Genomic DNA, 13,779 nt, shown 5'->3' with positions numbered 1-13,779 from the left:
GGTGGCGTTGCTTGGCACCTTTCTCGACATTCAATACATTTATTTAACATCAAGTTCTGCTTATGTGAGCAGAGGACTGACCTTCTGCTTGCCAGCCTTTTCTGCTTTGCTATTATTCGTGGGCCTTTTTACGCACTAAACAGAGTCACTACATGGTCATAAAAGCGCAGAGCCCTGCAGGGTTTGCCGAGGAATACATCATCGAGTCCATCTGGAACAATCGCTTTCCTCCAGGATCCATACTGCCGGCCGAGCGTGAGCTGTCCGAGCTTATCGGGGTGACTCGTACTACCTTGCGCGAAGTGCTTCAGCGTCTGGCCCGCGATGGCTGGCTCACTATCCAGCATGGCAAGCCGACCAAGGTAAACAATTTCTGGGAGACCTCGGGTCTCAACATCCTGGAAACCTTGGCCCGTCTGGATCAGGACAAGGTGCCGGATCTGGTGGCCCAGCTGCTGTCGGCACGTACCAATATCTGCACCATCTTCATTCGTGGTGCCATTCGCAACAACCCGGATCAAGCAGCCGAGATACTGCGCGGTGCCAATGCGGTAGACAGTACCCCGGAAGCGTATGCGGAGTTTGATTATCGTCTGCATCACCAGCTCGCCTTTGCCTCCGGCAATCCTATCTATGCCCTGATCCTCAATGGTTTCAAGGGATTGTATAGCCGGGTCGGGCGTTACTATTTCTCTGACAAGCAGGCTCGTGAAACGGCGGATGCCTACTACAAGGTCTTGTTGGGGTTGGCCGAGACCAAGAATCATGAAGCCGTGTTCATGACGGTACGCCAGTACGGTATCGAGTCTGGCAAGTTGTGGACCCGTCTGCGCCAGGACATGCCGAGCAATCTGTGTGACAACTGATTGTTGATGCAAAGAGAAAACGCGCCTTCTGGCGCGTTTTTTTATGGTTGAATGTGGTCTCAGAGCGGTTTTTTGTCAGGGCAGCGACCTATGATGTCGGCAGGCAAATCGCCGTTATCCTGCTCCAGCACCACATCGAATCCCCACAGCTGGTGCAGATGCTTGAGCACCTCGTGGCGTGAATCTCCAAGGGGGATCCGGTTGTGCGGCACATAGCGCAGGGTCAATGAGCGATCTCCCTTCACCGCCACGTTATAGACCTGAATATTGGGCTCCAGGTTGCTCAAGTTGTATTGAGCTGACAGGGTATTGCGTACCAGCCGATAACCCTCCTCATTGTGAATGGCAGATACCTTGAGATAGTTCTTCAAGTCATCATCGTCGATGGCGAACAGCTTCATCTCCCGCATCACCTTGGGGCTGAGGAACTGACTGATGAAGCTCTCGTCCTTGAAGTTCTGCATGGCAAAATGCAGGGTATCGACCCAGTTGGTGCCGGCATAATCGGGGAACCAGTATCTGTCCTCCTCGGTCGGGTTTTCGCAAATCCGGCGCAGATCAGTGAACATGGCAAAGCCAAGGGCGTAGGGGTTGATCCCCGAGTAGTAGCGGCTGTTGTAGGGGGGTTGGTACACCACGTTGGTGTGGCTGTGCAGCACCTCTATCATGAAGCGATCGCTGATCTTGCCCTCGTCATACAGGTGGTTGAGGATGGTGTAGTGCCAGAATGTGGCCCAGCCTTCATTCATCACCTGAGTCTGTTTCTGCGGGTAGAAGTACTGGCTGATCTTGCGCACTATGCGCACTATCTCGCGCTGCCAGGGTTCGAGCAGAGGGGCATTCTTCTCGATGAAGTAGAGAATGTTCTCCTGGGGCTCGGCCGGGTAGCGTCTGTCTTCAACGCCGGAGGCCTTGTGCTGCTTGGGCAGGGTGCGCCACAGCTCGTTCACCTGAGTCTGCAGATAATCTTCCCGTGCCTTCTGGCGGCGCTTCTCCTCTGCCAGCGAGATCTTCTGGGGCCGCTTGTAACGGTCCACTCCGAAGTTCATCAGGGCATGACAGGAGTCGATCAACTTTTCCACCGCATCGATGCCGTGTTTCTCTTCGCACTCTGTGATGTAGTTTTTGGCAAACAGCAGATAGTCGATGATGGAGGAGGCATCGGTCCAGGTTTTGAACAGATAGTTGTTTTTGAAAAAAGAGTTGTGACCATAACAGGCGTGCGCCATGACCAGTGCCTGCATCGGCATCGTGTTCTCCTCCATCAGGTAAGCGATGCAGGGATCCGAGTTGATGACGATCTCATAGGCCAGCCCCATCTGGCCGCGCTTGTAGTTGCGCTCGGTGTGGATGAAGCGTTTGCCAAATGACCAGTGTTGATAGCCGATGGGCATACCGACACTGGAGTAGGCATCCATCATCTGCTCGGCGGTGATCACCTCGATCTGATTGGGGTAGGTATCCAGTCGATAGAACCTGGCGACCCGGGCTATCTCCTGATGATAAGTCTCCAGCAGATCGAAGTTCCAATCCGGGCCATCGTCCAGTGGCGGTATTTTTCTTGCGGTTTCTACCATATGACCTCCTTCACGCCGCTTGCTTCTTGAACAGCTCCCGGAATACCGGATAAATATCCTCGACCTTGCGAATGTGCTCCATCGCGAAGTGGGGGAACTGGCTGGCCACCGACTCGTACTCGTGCCACAGGGTCTGGTGGGCGCGGGTGGTGATCTCTATATAGGAGTAGTACCGCACCCGCGGCATGATATCCCGGGTCAGGATCTCCCGGCATTGCGGCGAATCATCAGCCCAGTTGTCACCATCGGACGCTTGCGCCGCATAGATGTTCCACTGGTTGGCCGGGTAACGCTCGTTGATGATGTCATTCATCATCTTGAGTGCGCTGGAGACTATGGTGCCGCCCGTCTCCTGGGAATAGAAGAACTCGTGTTCGTCCACTTCCTTGGCCTGGGTGTGATGGCGAATGTAGACCACTTCCACGTTCTTGTAGGTCCGGCTCAGGAACAGGTAGAGCAGGATATAGAAGCGCTTTGCCATCTCCTTGGTGGCCTGATCCATGGAACCCGACACGTCCATCAGGCAGAACATCACCGCCTGGCTGGACGGCACGGGCCGTTTGACAAAGTTGTTGAACTTGAGATCGAAGGTGTCGATGAAGGGCACGGCTGAGATCCGCCGTTTCAGCTCTCGGATCTCCTTCTCAAGCAGGGCGATTTCGGCGAAATGCTCGTTGGGATCGGTGGCCAGCAGGGCCATCCTCTCTTCCAGTTCATGCAACTGGCGTTTCTTGCCGGCTTGCAGCGCCATGCGCCGCGCAAGCGAGTTTTGCAGAGAACGCACCACGTTGATATTGGCTGGCACTCCGTTGGAGGTGTAGCCCGCCCGGTAGGTCTTCATCTCCATCAACTGGTTGAGCTGGGTTTTCTGCAAGCGGGGCAGCTCCAGATCTTCAAACAGCAGATCCAGATACTCATCCTTGGAGATCTGGAATACGAAGTCATCTTCGCCTTCCCCCTGATTGGATGCCTGACCTTCGCCCGCTCCTTGACCACCGCCCCCTCCTTTGGGACGGTCAATCTTGTCACCGGATACGAACTGGTCATTGCCGGGATGCACCATTTCCCGCTTACCGCCTTGCCCCTGATGGAAATGGGGTTCGCCTATATCCTTGGTCGGTATGCTGATGCTCTCGCCCTTGTCCACGTCCTGAATGCTGCGCTTGGAGACAGCATCCGAGACCGCTTGTTTTATTTGCTTCTTGTAGCGGCGGATGAAGCGCTGCCGATTGACAGCGCTTTTGTTTTTGCCGTTGAGCCTGCGGTCGATAAAATGCGCCATAACTCCCCCTTGAACCACGGCAGGGTCAGGATGACTTGCGTACCCTGAGATACCATTCGGAGAGCAGTCGCACCTGTTTGCGGGTGTAGCCTTTCTCCATCATCCGTTCGACAAAGTTATCGTGCTTCTTCTGCTCCTCAGCCGAGGTTTTGCTGTTGAAGGAGATAACCGGCAGCAGCTCTTCCGTGTTGGAGAACATTTTCTTCTCGATCACGGTGCGCAGCTTCTCGTAACTGGTCCAGTTGGGGTTACGGCCTGCATTGTTGGCCCGGGCTCGCAGCACGAAGTTGACGATTTCGTTGCGGAAATCTTTCGGGTTGCTGATCCCGGCGGGTTTTTCAATCTTCTCCAGCTCGCTGTTGAGCGATGCGCGGTCAAACAGCTGGCCGGTCTCGGGGTCACGGTACTCCTGATCCTGGATCCAGAAGTCGGCATAGGTGACGTAGCGATCGAAGATGTTCTGGCCGTACTCCGAATAGGATTCGAGGTAGGCGGTCTGGATCTCCTTGCCGATGAACTCCACATAGCGCGGGGTCAGATAACCCTTGATGAACTCAAGGTAGCGATCATGCAGCTCCTGCGGGAACTGTTCGCGCTCTATCTGCTGCTCCAGCACATAGAAAAGGTGTACCGGGTTGGCCGCCACTTCCGCGTGGTCGAAGTTGAAAACGCGAGAGAGGATCTTGAACGCAAAACGGGTGGAGAGGCCATTCATGCCCTCATCCACACCGGCGTAATCACGGTACTCCTGATAGCTCTTGGCCTTGGGATCCGTGTCTTTCAGGCTCTCGCCATCATAGACCCGCATCTTGGAGTAGAGGCTGGAGTTTTCCGGCTCTTTCAGACGTGAGAGGACGGAGAACTGACCCAGCAGCTCCAGTGTGCCCGGGGCACATTTGGCATCGGTCAGTTCGCTGTTGATCAGCAGTTTTTCGTAGATCTTCACCTCTTCCGAGACGCGCAGGCAGTAAGGCACCTTGACGATATAGACCCGGTCGAGGAAGGCCTCGTTGTTCTTGTTGTTACGGAACTGCTGCCACTCTGATTCGTTGGAGTGAGCCAGCAATATGCCGTCGAAGGGTAGGGCGGAGAGCCCCTCTGTACCGTTGTAGTTCCCTTCCTGGGTCGCGGTCAGCAGAGGATGCAGCACCTTGATGGGGGCCTTGAACATCTCCACGAACTCCATGATCCCCTGGTTCGCCTTGCACAGCGCACCTGAGTAGGAGTAAGCATCGGCATCATCCTGGGCATAATGCTCCAGCATACGGATGTCGACCTTGCCGACCAGAGAGGAGATATCCTGGTTGTTGTCATCACCCGGTTCTGTCTTGGCGATGGCAATCTGATCGAGGATGGAGGGGTTGACCTTCTCTACCTTGAACTTGGAGATGTCGCCACCGAACTCGTGCAGTCGCTTGGCCACCCAGGGTGACATGATGGGGCGCAGATAACGGCGCGGTATGCCGTACTCTTTTTCCAGCAGCTCGCCATCCTCTTCGATGTCGAACAGACAGAAGGGGTGGTCATTGACCGGCGAGCCCTTGATGCGATAGACAGGCACTTTTTGCATCAAGGATTTGAGCTTCTCAGCCAGCGAGGATTTGCCGCCGCCAACCGGCCCCAGCAGATAGAGGATCTGCTTCTTCTCTTCCAGCCCCTGGGCCGAGTGCTTGAGGTAGGAGACGATCTGCTCGATGGCTTCCTCCATGCCGTAGAAATCTTTGAAGGCGGGATAGCGTGCAACGACGCGGTTGGAAAAAAGGCGACTGAGTCTGGGATTGACCGAAGTATCGATCATTTCCGGCTCGCCGATGGCGACCAGCAAGCGTTCGGCAGCGGAGGCGTAGCAGGCTTTGTCCTGCTTACACATATCCAGAAATTCCTGGATGCTGTACTCCTCTTCCCTGGCTTTCTCGTATCGCTGTTGATAATGCTCGAAGATGCCCATAACTTTGCCCTCGTTATAGTCGCTTACCCTGAAAAGAGTGGATCACTACTTTTGTTCTGTTTACCTCATTAAGCCTAGTCAACAGCCCCCAGTAATCCATCACCATCTATTGGTTTAAATTTGCAAGGGTACTTCCCGATCCTGATGCGGGAAGGCGCAATCAGTGACACACCTATGTTACTGACTGTTAAATTATTTTTGCCACGATAGTGAGGTAAATGTCAAAGAGATAAAAAATAAATGTTTGCCAGAAAATGGAAAGGACAACGCATTGTTCGGGTCAGTTGGCTGTAACGCAGACGGGGCAAGGGAAGGAGGAAAAGCGAATGGAAATGACCATTACGTTTACGTCAGCGGAATGATGCTTGTTTGGTGTTAAAGCTCTAATTTTTACATTGACGCTACATTTTTGCTGCTCTAGATTGGCCCTGTGTCGGCAGCCATCGCTTTAGCAAGAGAGTGATGGCTGCTGATACAAAGCTCTGTTTAAGCACGTTTCCGTTGGCTTGACCCTCGCATATGCGAGGGTCTTATTTTTTCAGCGGGTTGTAGATGTGCACTGGCATGATCAACTGTCAGGGGTGGGGTAGAACCGTGATACCGCTGCCAGCACCTCGGCGAATGGATGCGCCGCCAGCTGACCAAATCCAGCCAGGCTTTTTGCCTTGACCCGGGTGGTCAATGGCGTGGCGATACCGCACAGAAAACGGGTCAGAATGCGAGGATGGCTGGTGTGGCACAAGGCTATCAGGGGATCGCACCAGGCACGCAACCCCTTTTCGTTGGGCAGGGTGAGGGTCGGCAATGGCGGCAGTATGGCAACCTCGCCACGGCAGACGGAGCAGTGTCCGCACTGGCCGGGTGCCTGCTTGTCGGCAAAATATCGGGCCAGCTCCTGACTCAGGCAGTGGCGTGATGTAAAAAAGGCCAGCAAGGCCTGCAGTCGAGCCAGTTCACTCAGCTCCTTCTTCTCGAACAGGGCATAGAGCTCGTCTGCCAATGCATTGATATCAACATCTTGACGCAGCACCCGATAGACATCGGTCATCTGCTTGCTCTCCAGCTCTATCCAGCCTTGTTGTTGCAGATAATCCAGGGCTGCTGCCGCACGGTGCCGTTCCCCCTGATAACCCTGCCAGAGGGCATCGAAGTCCATGGTGCACCAGCTGCGGGCCTGCGGTGCACAGGTAAACAGCTGCTCCAGAAACTGGCGTCGGTCGGGATTGAAACGGGTCAGGATCTCGGCCTTGTCCAGCACGAACTTGAAGCGATATTCGGCGAAGTAGCTGTAGGCCGGCATGATGACACCCGCCATTTCCAGATAGACCAGCAGGGTCTTGAGCGGCAACTGGCGGATGTTGGTGTCGTTGGAGAGACGCAGCAGACCAAACTCCCACTCGCTGCCACTTTGCGACAGGATCTCGAGCAGCGTCACTATGGCGGCGCGATCGGGCGTATCCCCGTACACGAAATTCTCCAGCACGGGGAGCTGTGCGCGATTGGCCAGCACTATGCAGCGGGAAGGGTGTCCATCCCGCCCGGCACGGCCAATTTCCTGACTGTAGTTTTCGATGGATTTGGGCAAGTCATAGTGGATGACCCGGCGAATGTCCGCCTTGTCGATCCCCATGCCAAAGGCGATGGTGGCGACAATGCAGTCCACCTTGCCAGCCATGAAGTCATGCTGGATCTGGCTGCGCAGGGTCGAGTCGAGCCCGGCGTGATAGGCACTTGCCCTGATCCCTGCCCGCCGCAGCAGGTCGGCACAATGCTGCGCCGTGTGTTGCAAGGTGACATAGACGATGGTGGGGGCCGTAGGCTCTCGTCGTACTTCTGCTTGCAGCCAGTCATCACGCGCCTCGGCGGGCAGCGGCACGACCCCCAGATCCAGGTTGGCGCGATAAAAACCGGTGACGACCAGTCCCTCATCCTCGATGTCGAATTTGGCCTGCATGTCGGCCATGACAGCCGGGGTGGCGGTCGCGGTCAGCAACAGTACCTGAGGTATCTTCAGCTCGTGGCGATAAGCGGGCAGCTTGAGATAGTCGGGTCGAAAGTTGTGGCCCCACTCCGAGATGCAGTGCGCTTCATCCACCACCAGCATCGACAGCGGCACCTGCTGGATGAAGCGACGAAAGCGCTCGTTCTTGAGTCGCTCTACCGAGATCATCAGGATCTTGAGCTGACCGTCACTGACCTGCTGCATCACGCGGCGGCTCTCCTCCGGCGTCTGGCTCGAATCCAGGGTAGCTGCGGCGATCCCCTTGCTGTGCAAGAAGGCGAGCTGGTCGTGCATCAGCGCGATCAGCGGGGAAATCACCAGGGTCAGATGGGGCAGGGCGAGGGCAGGCAGCTGATAACAGAGGGATTTGCCGGAGCCGGTGGGGAAGATGGCAGCCGCACTCTGGCCTGCCAGCAACCGGCTGATCACCGCCTCCTGACCGGGCCTTAACTGGTCGAAGCCGAAGTGGCGGGTCAACAGGGATGAGATCATGGCAGGGACTCCAGCGCAAAACCACCATAATACCACCGCTCGGGAGTGCCTGAACGGCCCTTCAGAGGAAAACAGCGTCCATTTGGACGCTGTTGATATTGTGTTATCGCATTGTTGTAGTTTTTTTGTGAGGTAAACCGGATATTTTTCAGTGATTATGTGGAAAAAAGCGATTGCAGATGGGATATTCCTTGTCCGTAACCCCGTGTGTTTCCGGACTGGCTCAATAGAAGGCTTGCCGGGGCAGACGACGCCAGCCTGTGACATGGGTGTCGCCTGGTGTAGTGGTTGCCAACAGGACTAATGATTCACGCACTTCGGTGCTCAGGGACTATTTGATGACACAACAACACCCCCTCATGAGACTGGTCAATAGCACCAGTCTGGTAAGCCAGATCCTGGTTGGTCTGGTATTCGGTATCCTCCTTGCCATGTTCATGCCCGAATGGGCCAAAGCAGTCGGTCTGCTCGGCAGCCTGTTTGTCGGTGCACTGAAGGCAGTCGCGCCGCTGCTGGTATTCGTGCTGGTGATGGCGGCGATCATCGGCCACAAGCAGGGCCAGAAAACCAATATTCGCCCGCTGCTGGCCCTCTACCTGTTCGGTACCTTCGCCGCGGCCCTGGTGGCGGTGATTGCCAGCTTCCTGTTCCCCACCACCCTGCATCTGGTGGCCAACACGGCGGACATCACGCCGCCAGGGGGCATCACAGACGTATTGCAAACCTTGCTGTTCAACATAGTGACCAACCCGGTCAAGGCGCTGATGGATGCGAACTATATTGGCATTCTGGCCTGGGCCATCGGCCTGGGCATCGCCATGCGTCACGCCAATGACAGCAGCAAGGCCCTGATCACCGACCTGTCCCACGGTGTCTCTGCCATCGTCAAGGTAGTGATCCGCTGCGCGCCCTTCGGTATTCTGGGGCTGGTTGCATCCACTCTGGCCGAAACCGGCTTCGATGCCTTGTTCGGTTACGCCCAGTTACTGCTGGTGCTGATTGGCTGCATGCTGTTCATCGCCTTGGTGGTCAACCCGCTCATCGTGTTCTGGAAGATCAGACGCAATCCCTATCCGCTGGTGCTGACCTGCCTCAAAGAGAGCGGCGTGACCGCCTTCTTCACTCGCAGCTCTGCCGCCAACATCCCGGTCAACATGGCGCTGTGTGAAAAACTGCGTCTGCCGGAAGATACCTATGCGGTCTCCATTCCGCTGGGCGCCACCATCAACATGGCCGGCGCCGCTATCACCATCACAGTGCTTGCCATGGCGGCGGTACACACACTGGGGATGGAAGTGGATCTGGCTACCGCCGTGCTGCTCTCTGTGGTGGCCACCATCAGTGCCTGTGGCGCCTCCGGGGTGGCTGGTGGCTCTTTGCTGCTGATCCCGCTGGCGTGCAGCCTGTTTGGCATCGGCAACGACATCGCCATGCAGGTCGTTGCCGTGGGCTTCATCATAGGTGTGTTGCAAGATTCTGCCGAGACAGCCCTCAACAGCTCCACCGACGTGCTGTTCACCGCAGCTGCCTGTATGGCCGAAGATGAAACCCTGCTGGATGCCGCGCCGCTGCCAAGCCGCGAAGCCTGATAGTCAGCTTCATCAAACCATTGAAAACGCCCTCTTGTGAGGGCGTTTTTTTTATGTGCGCTATCGATGGCCGAATGCATCAGGATATGAGATCCCTTCGATGGGATGGAAGCGTGTGGGCTGAAGGTCATGGCGTAAACAGGGGCCAGCATGCCAACAGACATACCCGCTGGATAGGCTAGCTGTCAGCCGCTTCCCATGTCCGGCCAGCATACGACAACCGGGATCCTGTCATGAAAGGAGCAAGGAGTGTGGCTGGGGTGTTCAAGGGAGACAAGCCGCGCGCCGGACAGGCAATGCGATAAGAGCTGGCCGAGCCGTGTATCTCGAGGGCACCCTGGCTGAGCCGAGTCCCACATCGCCAAGGGCTGGGTCTATTGCGTTCGTGGATAGCGGCATTGCCGCTGGAGAGTGCGGTTTACCATTGTAGGAATGGGTTACTTGTGCATAAAAAATGCCCGCCATCACTGGCGGGCATTTGCTTTACCGTTATGGCCTGGTGATTAGCCAAACAGCTGGTAAAGGATGGCGGAGATGGCAATGGTACCCATCAGAGCAACAAACGCGTTGCTGATGTGTCCCTGGTATTTCGCCATGGCTGGCACGCGTTTGATGGCGTACATCGGCATGATGAACAGAATGGTGGCGATGATGGGGCCACCCAGAGATTCAATCATGCCCAGGATGGAGGGGTTGGCAATGGCCGTGCCCCACAGGGTGAGGACGAAGAAGGCGATGATGAACATCTCCACCTTCTTGTGGTTCGGCTCTTTGCCGGATTTGCGCATGTTTTGGACGATCATCCCTTTCAGGCCTTCACGGGCACCCAGGTAGTGGCCAAAGAAGGAGGATACGATGGCGACAAACGCAACCAGCGGACCGAAGTAGGAGATGAGGGGGCTTGCGTGCTGGTTCGCCAGATAGGAGAGCACGGCAATGTTCTGTGACTTGGCTTCTGCCAGCTGGGCCGGGGTCAGGCTCATGACGCAGGAGAAGACGAAGAACATCACGAAGCCCAGCAGTATGGTGGCAGTGCGCTTGAGAATGGCATCGGACTTCTCGACCGCATGTTCGCCATGATCACGACGCTGAGCCAAAGAGAAGCTGGAGATGGCAGGGCTGTGGTTGAAGGAGAACACCAGTACCGGGATGGTCAGCCACAAGGTAGTGGCGAAATCCTTGGCAGACGGCACCTGGGACAGGGCGGCACCCGTCCAGTCAGGGATCAGGTAGAAGGAGATACCCACCAGGATGGCGATGAGCGGGTAGACCAGGAACTCGGTGACCTTCAGCATCAGCTTCTCGCCGGCCAGCATCACAGACATCATGCCCATGATCAGCACGATGGAGAGGATCCAGCGCGGAGGGGCAGCCATCTGCAACTGGTTGACCATGAAGCTTTCGACCGTGTTGGTGATACCGACACCGTAGATCAGCACTATGGGGTAGATGGCAAAGAAGTAGAGCAGGGTGATTAATTTACCTGCGCCCACCCCGAAATGCTCTTCCACTACTTCGGTGATGTCGGCATTGGGTCGCTTGGACGAAAGTACAAAACGGGCCAGGCCACGGTGGGCCAGATAGGTCATGGGACCGACCAGCAGCGCCATGACCACCAGTGGCCAGAAGCCACCCATGCCAGCGTTGATGGGCAGAAACAGGATACCCGCGCCGACGGCAGTGCCGAACAGGCTGATAACCCAGGTAGAGTCTTGTTTGCTCCAACCGCGAGATTGGATTGAGCTCGTTCCTTGCTCCTGTACGGCTGCAACGTCCTGTGCGCCTGTGACTGTATTTGACATGTGTCTCACCCCGAATGTGTGTTTTTTGTTGAGTCGGCGCAAGGATACGGTTTTTTTAATCAAAAATGTTGATCAAATTCACCTTTGCGAGGGATAAACCCTCACACTTTTATAGAAATGTGATCGAAAGAATAAAAAATCAATTTTTTTTTAGAAACCTATACGTTAGTTTATTGTTAACGCGCAAATATTGCACTGCAATATGTTTGCAAAATGTTACATGGCAAGTTGGTGGGATAGCTGGCGGATCATGCTGGCAGTCGCCCCCCAGATGAAGTGATCCTGCCAGGGTATCCAGTAGATGGTGTGCAGCTGATTGGCCCTTGGAATGGTCAGGGCTATGTGGTGGCGTGGGTCCAGCAGATGATGGAGTGGTACTTCAAAGGCCTGAGCCACTTCATCCTGGCTCAAGGTGAGCTGATAATCGGCGGCAACCAGCCCCAGCACCGGCAACACATCGTATTGGGAAATTGTATTGAGGGGGGCCAGGGTACCGATGATCTCGACCTGAGCCGGTATGATGCCCAGCTCCTCCCAGGTTTCCCGCAATGCCGTGTGGATCAGGGTGTGATCGTCCGGATCCTGTCGCCCGCCAGGAAAGCTAATCTGTCCCGCGTGATGACGCAGGTGTGCGCTGCGGCGGGTCAGCAGCAGTTGCAAGCCGTCGGCCCGCTCCACCAGCGGCAGCAAGACGGCGGCAGGTTTGAGCCCTGCCACCGTCAGGCGATGGGCTGGGGCAGGGCGTTGCAGTAAAAAGCGGGTCAGCAGTTCGGCGCGGTCCATCTTGTTTATTCTCTCGAATCGTCTCTCAATCCTGCGCTTGGGCCTCTTTACATGGTCACTCCGTTAGCCATTCTGTCAGCTTCTCAGCTTCTCAGCTTCTCAGCTTCTCAGCTTATCCAGCAACGGCAGTATGCGGGCCACCTTGTCATAGGTTTCCTGATATTCACTGTCCACATCGGAGTCGGCGATGACACCGCCCCCGGCCCAGCAGTGCAGTTGGCCGTCTGCCGCTATCAGAGTGCGGATGCAGATGCTTGTGTCCATCCGGCCATGCTGGCTCAGATAGCCGATACTGCCACAGTAAGCGTTGCGGCGCTGGGGCTCCAGCTCCTCGATGATCTCCATGGCCCTGATCTTGGGGGCGCCGGTGATGGAACCGCCCGGGAAACAGGCGCGCAGCAGATCCACCGCCTGCCAGCGGCTATCCAGCTCGCCGTGGATGGTGGACACCAGATGATGCACCGCCGGGAACGACTCCACGGCAAACAGGCTGGGCACGCTGACGGAGCCCGGACGGCTCACCCTGCCGATATCGTTGCGCAGCAGATCCACGATCATCAGATTCTCTGATCTGTCCTTGTCGGCGCCTGCCAGCTCGAGGGCGCTGGCCTGGTCTTGCTGCGGATCGGCAAGTCGGGGGCGGGTACCCTTGATGGGCTTGGTTTCGATATGGCGATCATCAAGCAGCAGAAACCGCTCGGGGGAGAGGCTTAGAATGGCGCTCTGTGGCAGGCGAACAAAGGCCGAGAACGGAGCCCGGTTGGCACGGGACAACACCTGATAAGCCTGCCACTCATCGCCGCAATAGGCGGCGCTGAAGCGCTGGGTCAGGTTGATTTGATAACAGTCCCCGGCACTCAGGTAAGCCTGTACCCGCGCAAATTTCTCGCCGTACTCGGCGCGGCTCATGTTGCTGCGCCACTCGCTCTGCAGGGCAAATGGCGGTGTTGGCATCTCGTGCTGCGCGGCCAGCCACTGCAGCCGGCGATGGAGGCCTGCTTCATCGCCCCAATGCACCAGCTGCCAGGCGCCGCTTGCTACGTTGCGCAGCAGGGCCCAGTCATAGATGCCGACTGCCATGTCCGGCACGGACACATCCTGTGCGGCCAGTGTCGGCAATTGCTCGAATCGACGGCCAAGATCATAGCCAAACAGCCCGAGGGCGCCGCCAATAAAGGGCAATTCGTCACAGTGCGGTGCTTTCTCGCCCAGCAGATCCCGTTGCCATTGTGCCAGCAGGGTCAGGGGATCCGTGTCAAACGACAGACACTGTTCGCCCCGGGTTATCCAGGTCAGTGGCCCCTCTGTCTGCAGGGTTGCCAGCGGGTCGGCGCTGATGATGTCAAAGCGGTTGTCCGCTCCCTGCTGGCCGGCCGATTCGAGCAACATGGCCCAAGGCTGATGATGCAGACGGGCAAACAACGCATGCAGCGCTGTC

General features: G+C 56.4%; 9 protein-coding genes. 2 read left to right on the top strand and 7 right to left on the bottom strand.

Going from position 1 to position 13,779, the window contains the following annotated elements; genetic code table 11:
• Positions 1 to 152 precede the first annotated feature (152 nt).
• The gene (gene fadR / locus GWQ31_RS05765; protein WP_059113755.1) at positions 153 to 866 is read left to right on the top strand and encodes a fatty acid metabolism transcriptional regulator FadR; all 714 of its coding nucleotides are present in this window, start codon (positions 153 to 155) and stop codon (positions 864 to 866) included.
• 59 nt (positions 867 to 925) lie between these two features.
• On the opposite strand, the gene GWQ31_RS05760 is transcribed toward fadR, so the two are convergent.
• The 4 genes from GWQ31_RS05760 to GWQ31_RS05745 all read right to left on the bottom strand — a co-directional run bounded on the left by GWQ31_RS05760 (position 926) and on the right by GWQ31_RS05745 (position 8,167).
• Positions 926 to 2,443, bottom strand: coding sequence for a SpoVR family protein (locus GWQ31_RS05760; RefSeq protein WP_005311011.1), 1,518 nt, complete (start codon positions 2,441 to 2,443; stop codon positions 926 to 928).
• 10 nt (positions 2,444 to 2,453) lie between these two features.
• On the bottom strand, positions 2,454 to 3,725 hold the full coding sequence (locus GWQ31_RS05755) for a YeaH/YhbH family protein (protein ID WP_058394461.1): 1,272 nt from the start codon (positions 3,723 to 3,725) through the stop codon (positions 2,454 to 2,456).
• A 25-nt stretch (positions 3,726 to 3,750) separates the two neighbouring features.
• On the bottom strand, positions 3,751 to 5,673 hold the full coding sequence (locus GWQ31_RS05750; protein ID WP_021138270.1) for a PrkA family serine protein kinase: 1,923 nt from the start codon (positions 5,671 to 5,673) through the stop codon (positions 3,751 to 3,753).
• 568 nt (positions 5,674 to 6,241) lie between these two features.
• On the bottom strand, positions 6,242 to 8,167 hold the full coding sequence (locus tag GWQ31_RS05745; protein WP_275908865.1) for a RecQ family ATP-dependent DNA helicase: 1,926 nt from the start codon (positions 8,165 to 8,167) through the stop codon (positions 6,242 to 6,244).
• A 338-nt stretch (positions 8,168 to 8,505) separates the two neighbouring features.
• Here GWQ31_RS05745 and sstT point away from each other — a divergent pair, with 338 nt between their 5' ends.
• Positions 8,506 to 9,756, top strand: a complete 1,251-nt coding sequence (gene sstT, locus GWQ31_RS05740) for a serine/threonine transporter SstT (RefSeq protein ID WP_275908864.1) — start codon at positions 8,506 to 8,508, stop codon at positions 9,754 to 9,756.
• 503 nt (positions 9,757 to 10,259) lie between these two features.
• Here the strand turns inward: sstT and GWQ31_RS05735 are convergent.
• The 3 genes from GWQ31_RS05735 to pabB all read right to left on the bottom strand — a co-directional run bounded on the left by GWQ31_RS05735 (position 10,260) and on the right by pabB (position 13,730).
• Entirely contained in the window at positions 10,260 to 11,558 is a 1,299-nt protein-coding gene (locus GWQ31_RS05735) for a serine/threonine transporter (RefSeq protein ID WP_275908863.1), read from the bottom strand.
• Positions 11,559 to 11,774: 216 nt separating this feature from the next.
• The gene (locus GWQ31_RS05730) at positions 11,775 to 12,341 is read right to left on the bottom strand and encodes a CoA pyrophosphatase (protein ID WP_275908862.1); all 567 of its coding nucleotides are present in this window, start codon (positions 12,339 to 12,341) and stop codon (positions 11,775 to 11,777) included.
• A 99-nt stretch (positions 12,342 to 12,440) separates the two neighbouring features.
• The gene (pabB, locus tag GWQ31_RS05725; RefSeq protein WP_275908961.1) at positions 12,441 to 13,730 is read right to left on the bottom strand and encodes an aminodeoxychorismate synthase component I; all 1,290 of its coding nucleotides are present in this window, start codon (positions 13,728 to 13,730) and stop codon (positions 12,441 to 12,443) included.
• Between the last annotated feature and the right edge of the window lie 49 nt (positions 13,731 to 13,779).

Origin of the sequence: Aeromonas sp. 2MA4, from assembly GCF_029237305.1 — a bacterium.
Taxonomy (GTDB): Bacteria; Pseudomonadota; Gammaproteobacteria; order Enterobacterales; family Aeromonadaceae; genus Aeromonas; species Aeromonas salmonicida.
The sequence above is the reverse complement of the archived record's forward strand: the minus strand, read 5'-3'. Positions and strand labels throughout refer to the sequence as shown.

Excerpts from the sequence above, each read along its gene's own strand:
- fadR (WP_059113755.1), top strand. The coding sequence starts at position 153 with ATGGTCATAAAAGCGCAGAGCCCTGCAGGGTTTGCCGAGGAATACATC.
- GWQ31_RS05760 (WP_005311011.1), bottom strand. The coding sequence starts at position 2,443 with ATGGTAGAAACCGCAAGAAAAATACCGCCACTGGACGATGGCCCGGAT.
- GWQ31_RS05755 (WP_058394461.1), bottom strand. The coding sequence starts at position 3,725 with ATGGCGCATTTTATCGACCGCAGGCTCAACGGCAAAAACAAAAGCGCT.
- GWQ31_RS05750 (WP_021138270.1), bottom strand. The coding sequence starts at position 5,673 with ATGGGCATCTTCGAGCATTATCAACAGCGATACGAGAAAGCCAGGGAA.
- GWQ31_RS05745 (WP_275908865.1), bottom strand. The coding sequence starts at position 8,167 with ATGATCTCATCCCTGTTGACCCGCCACTTCGGCTTCGACCAGTTAAGG.
- sstT (WP_275908864.1), top strand. The coding sequence starts at position 8,506 with ATGACACAACAACACCCCCTCATGAGACTGGTCAATAGCACCAGTCTG.
- GWQ31_RS05735 (WP_275908863.1), bottom strand. The coding sequence starts at position 11,558 with ATGTCAAATACAGTCACAGGCGCACAGGACGTTGCAGCCGTACAGGAG.
- GWQ31_RS05730 (WP_275908862.1), bottom strand. The coding sequence starts at position 12,341 with ATGGACCGCGCCGAACTGCTGACCCGCTTTTTACTGCAACGCCCTGCC.
- pabB (WP_275908961.1), bottom strand. The coding sequence starts at position 13,730 with ATGTTGCTCGAATCGGCCGGCCAGCAGGGAGCGGACAACCGCTTTGAC.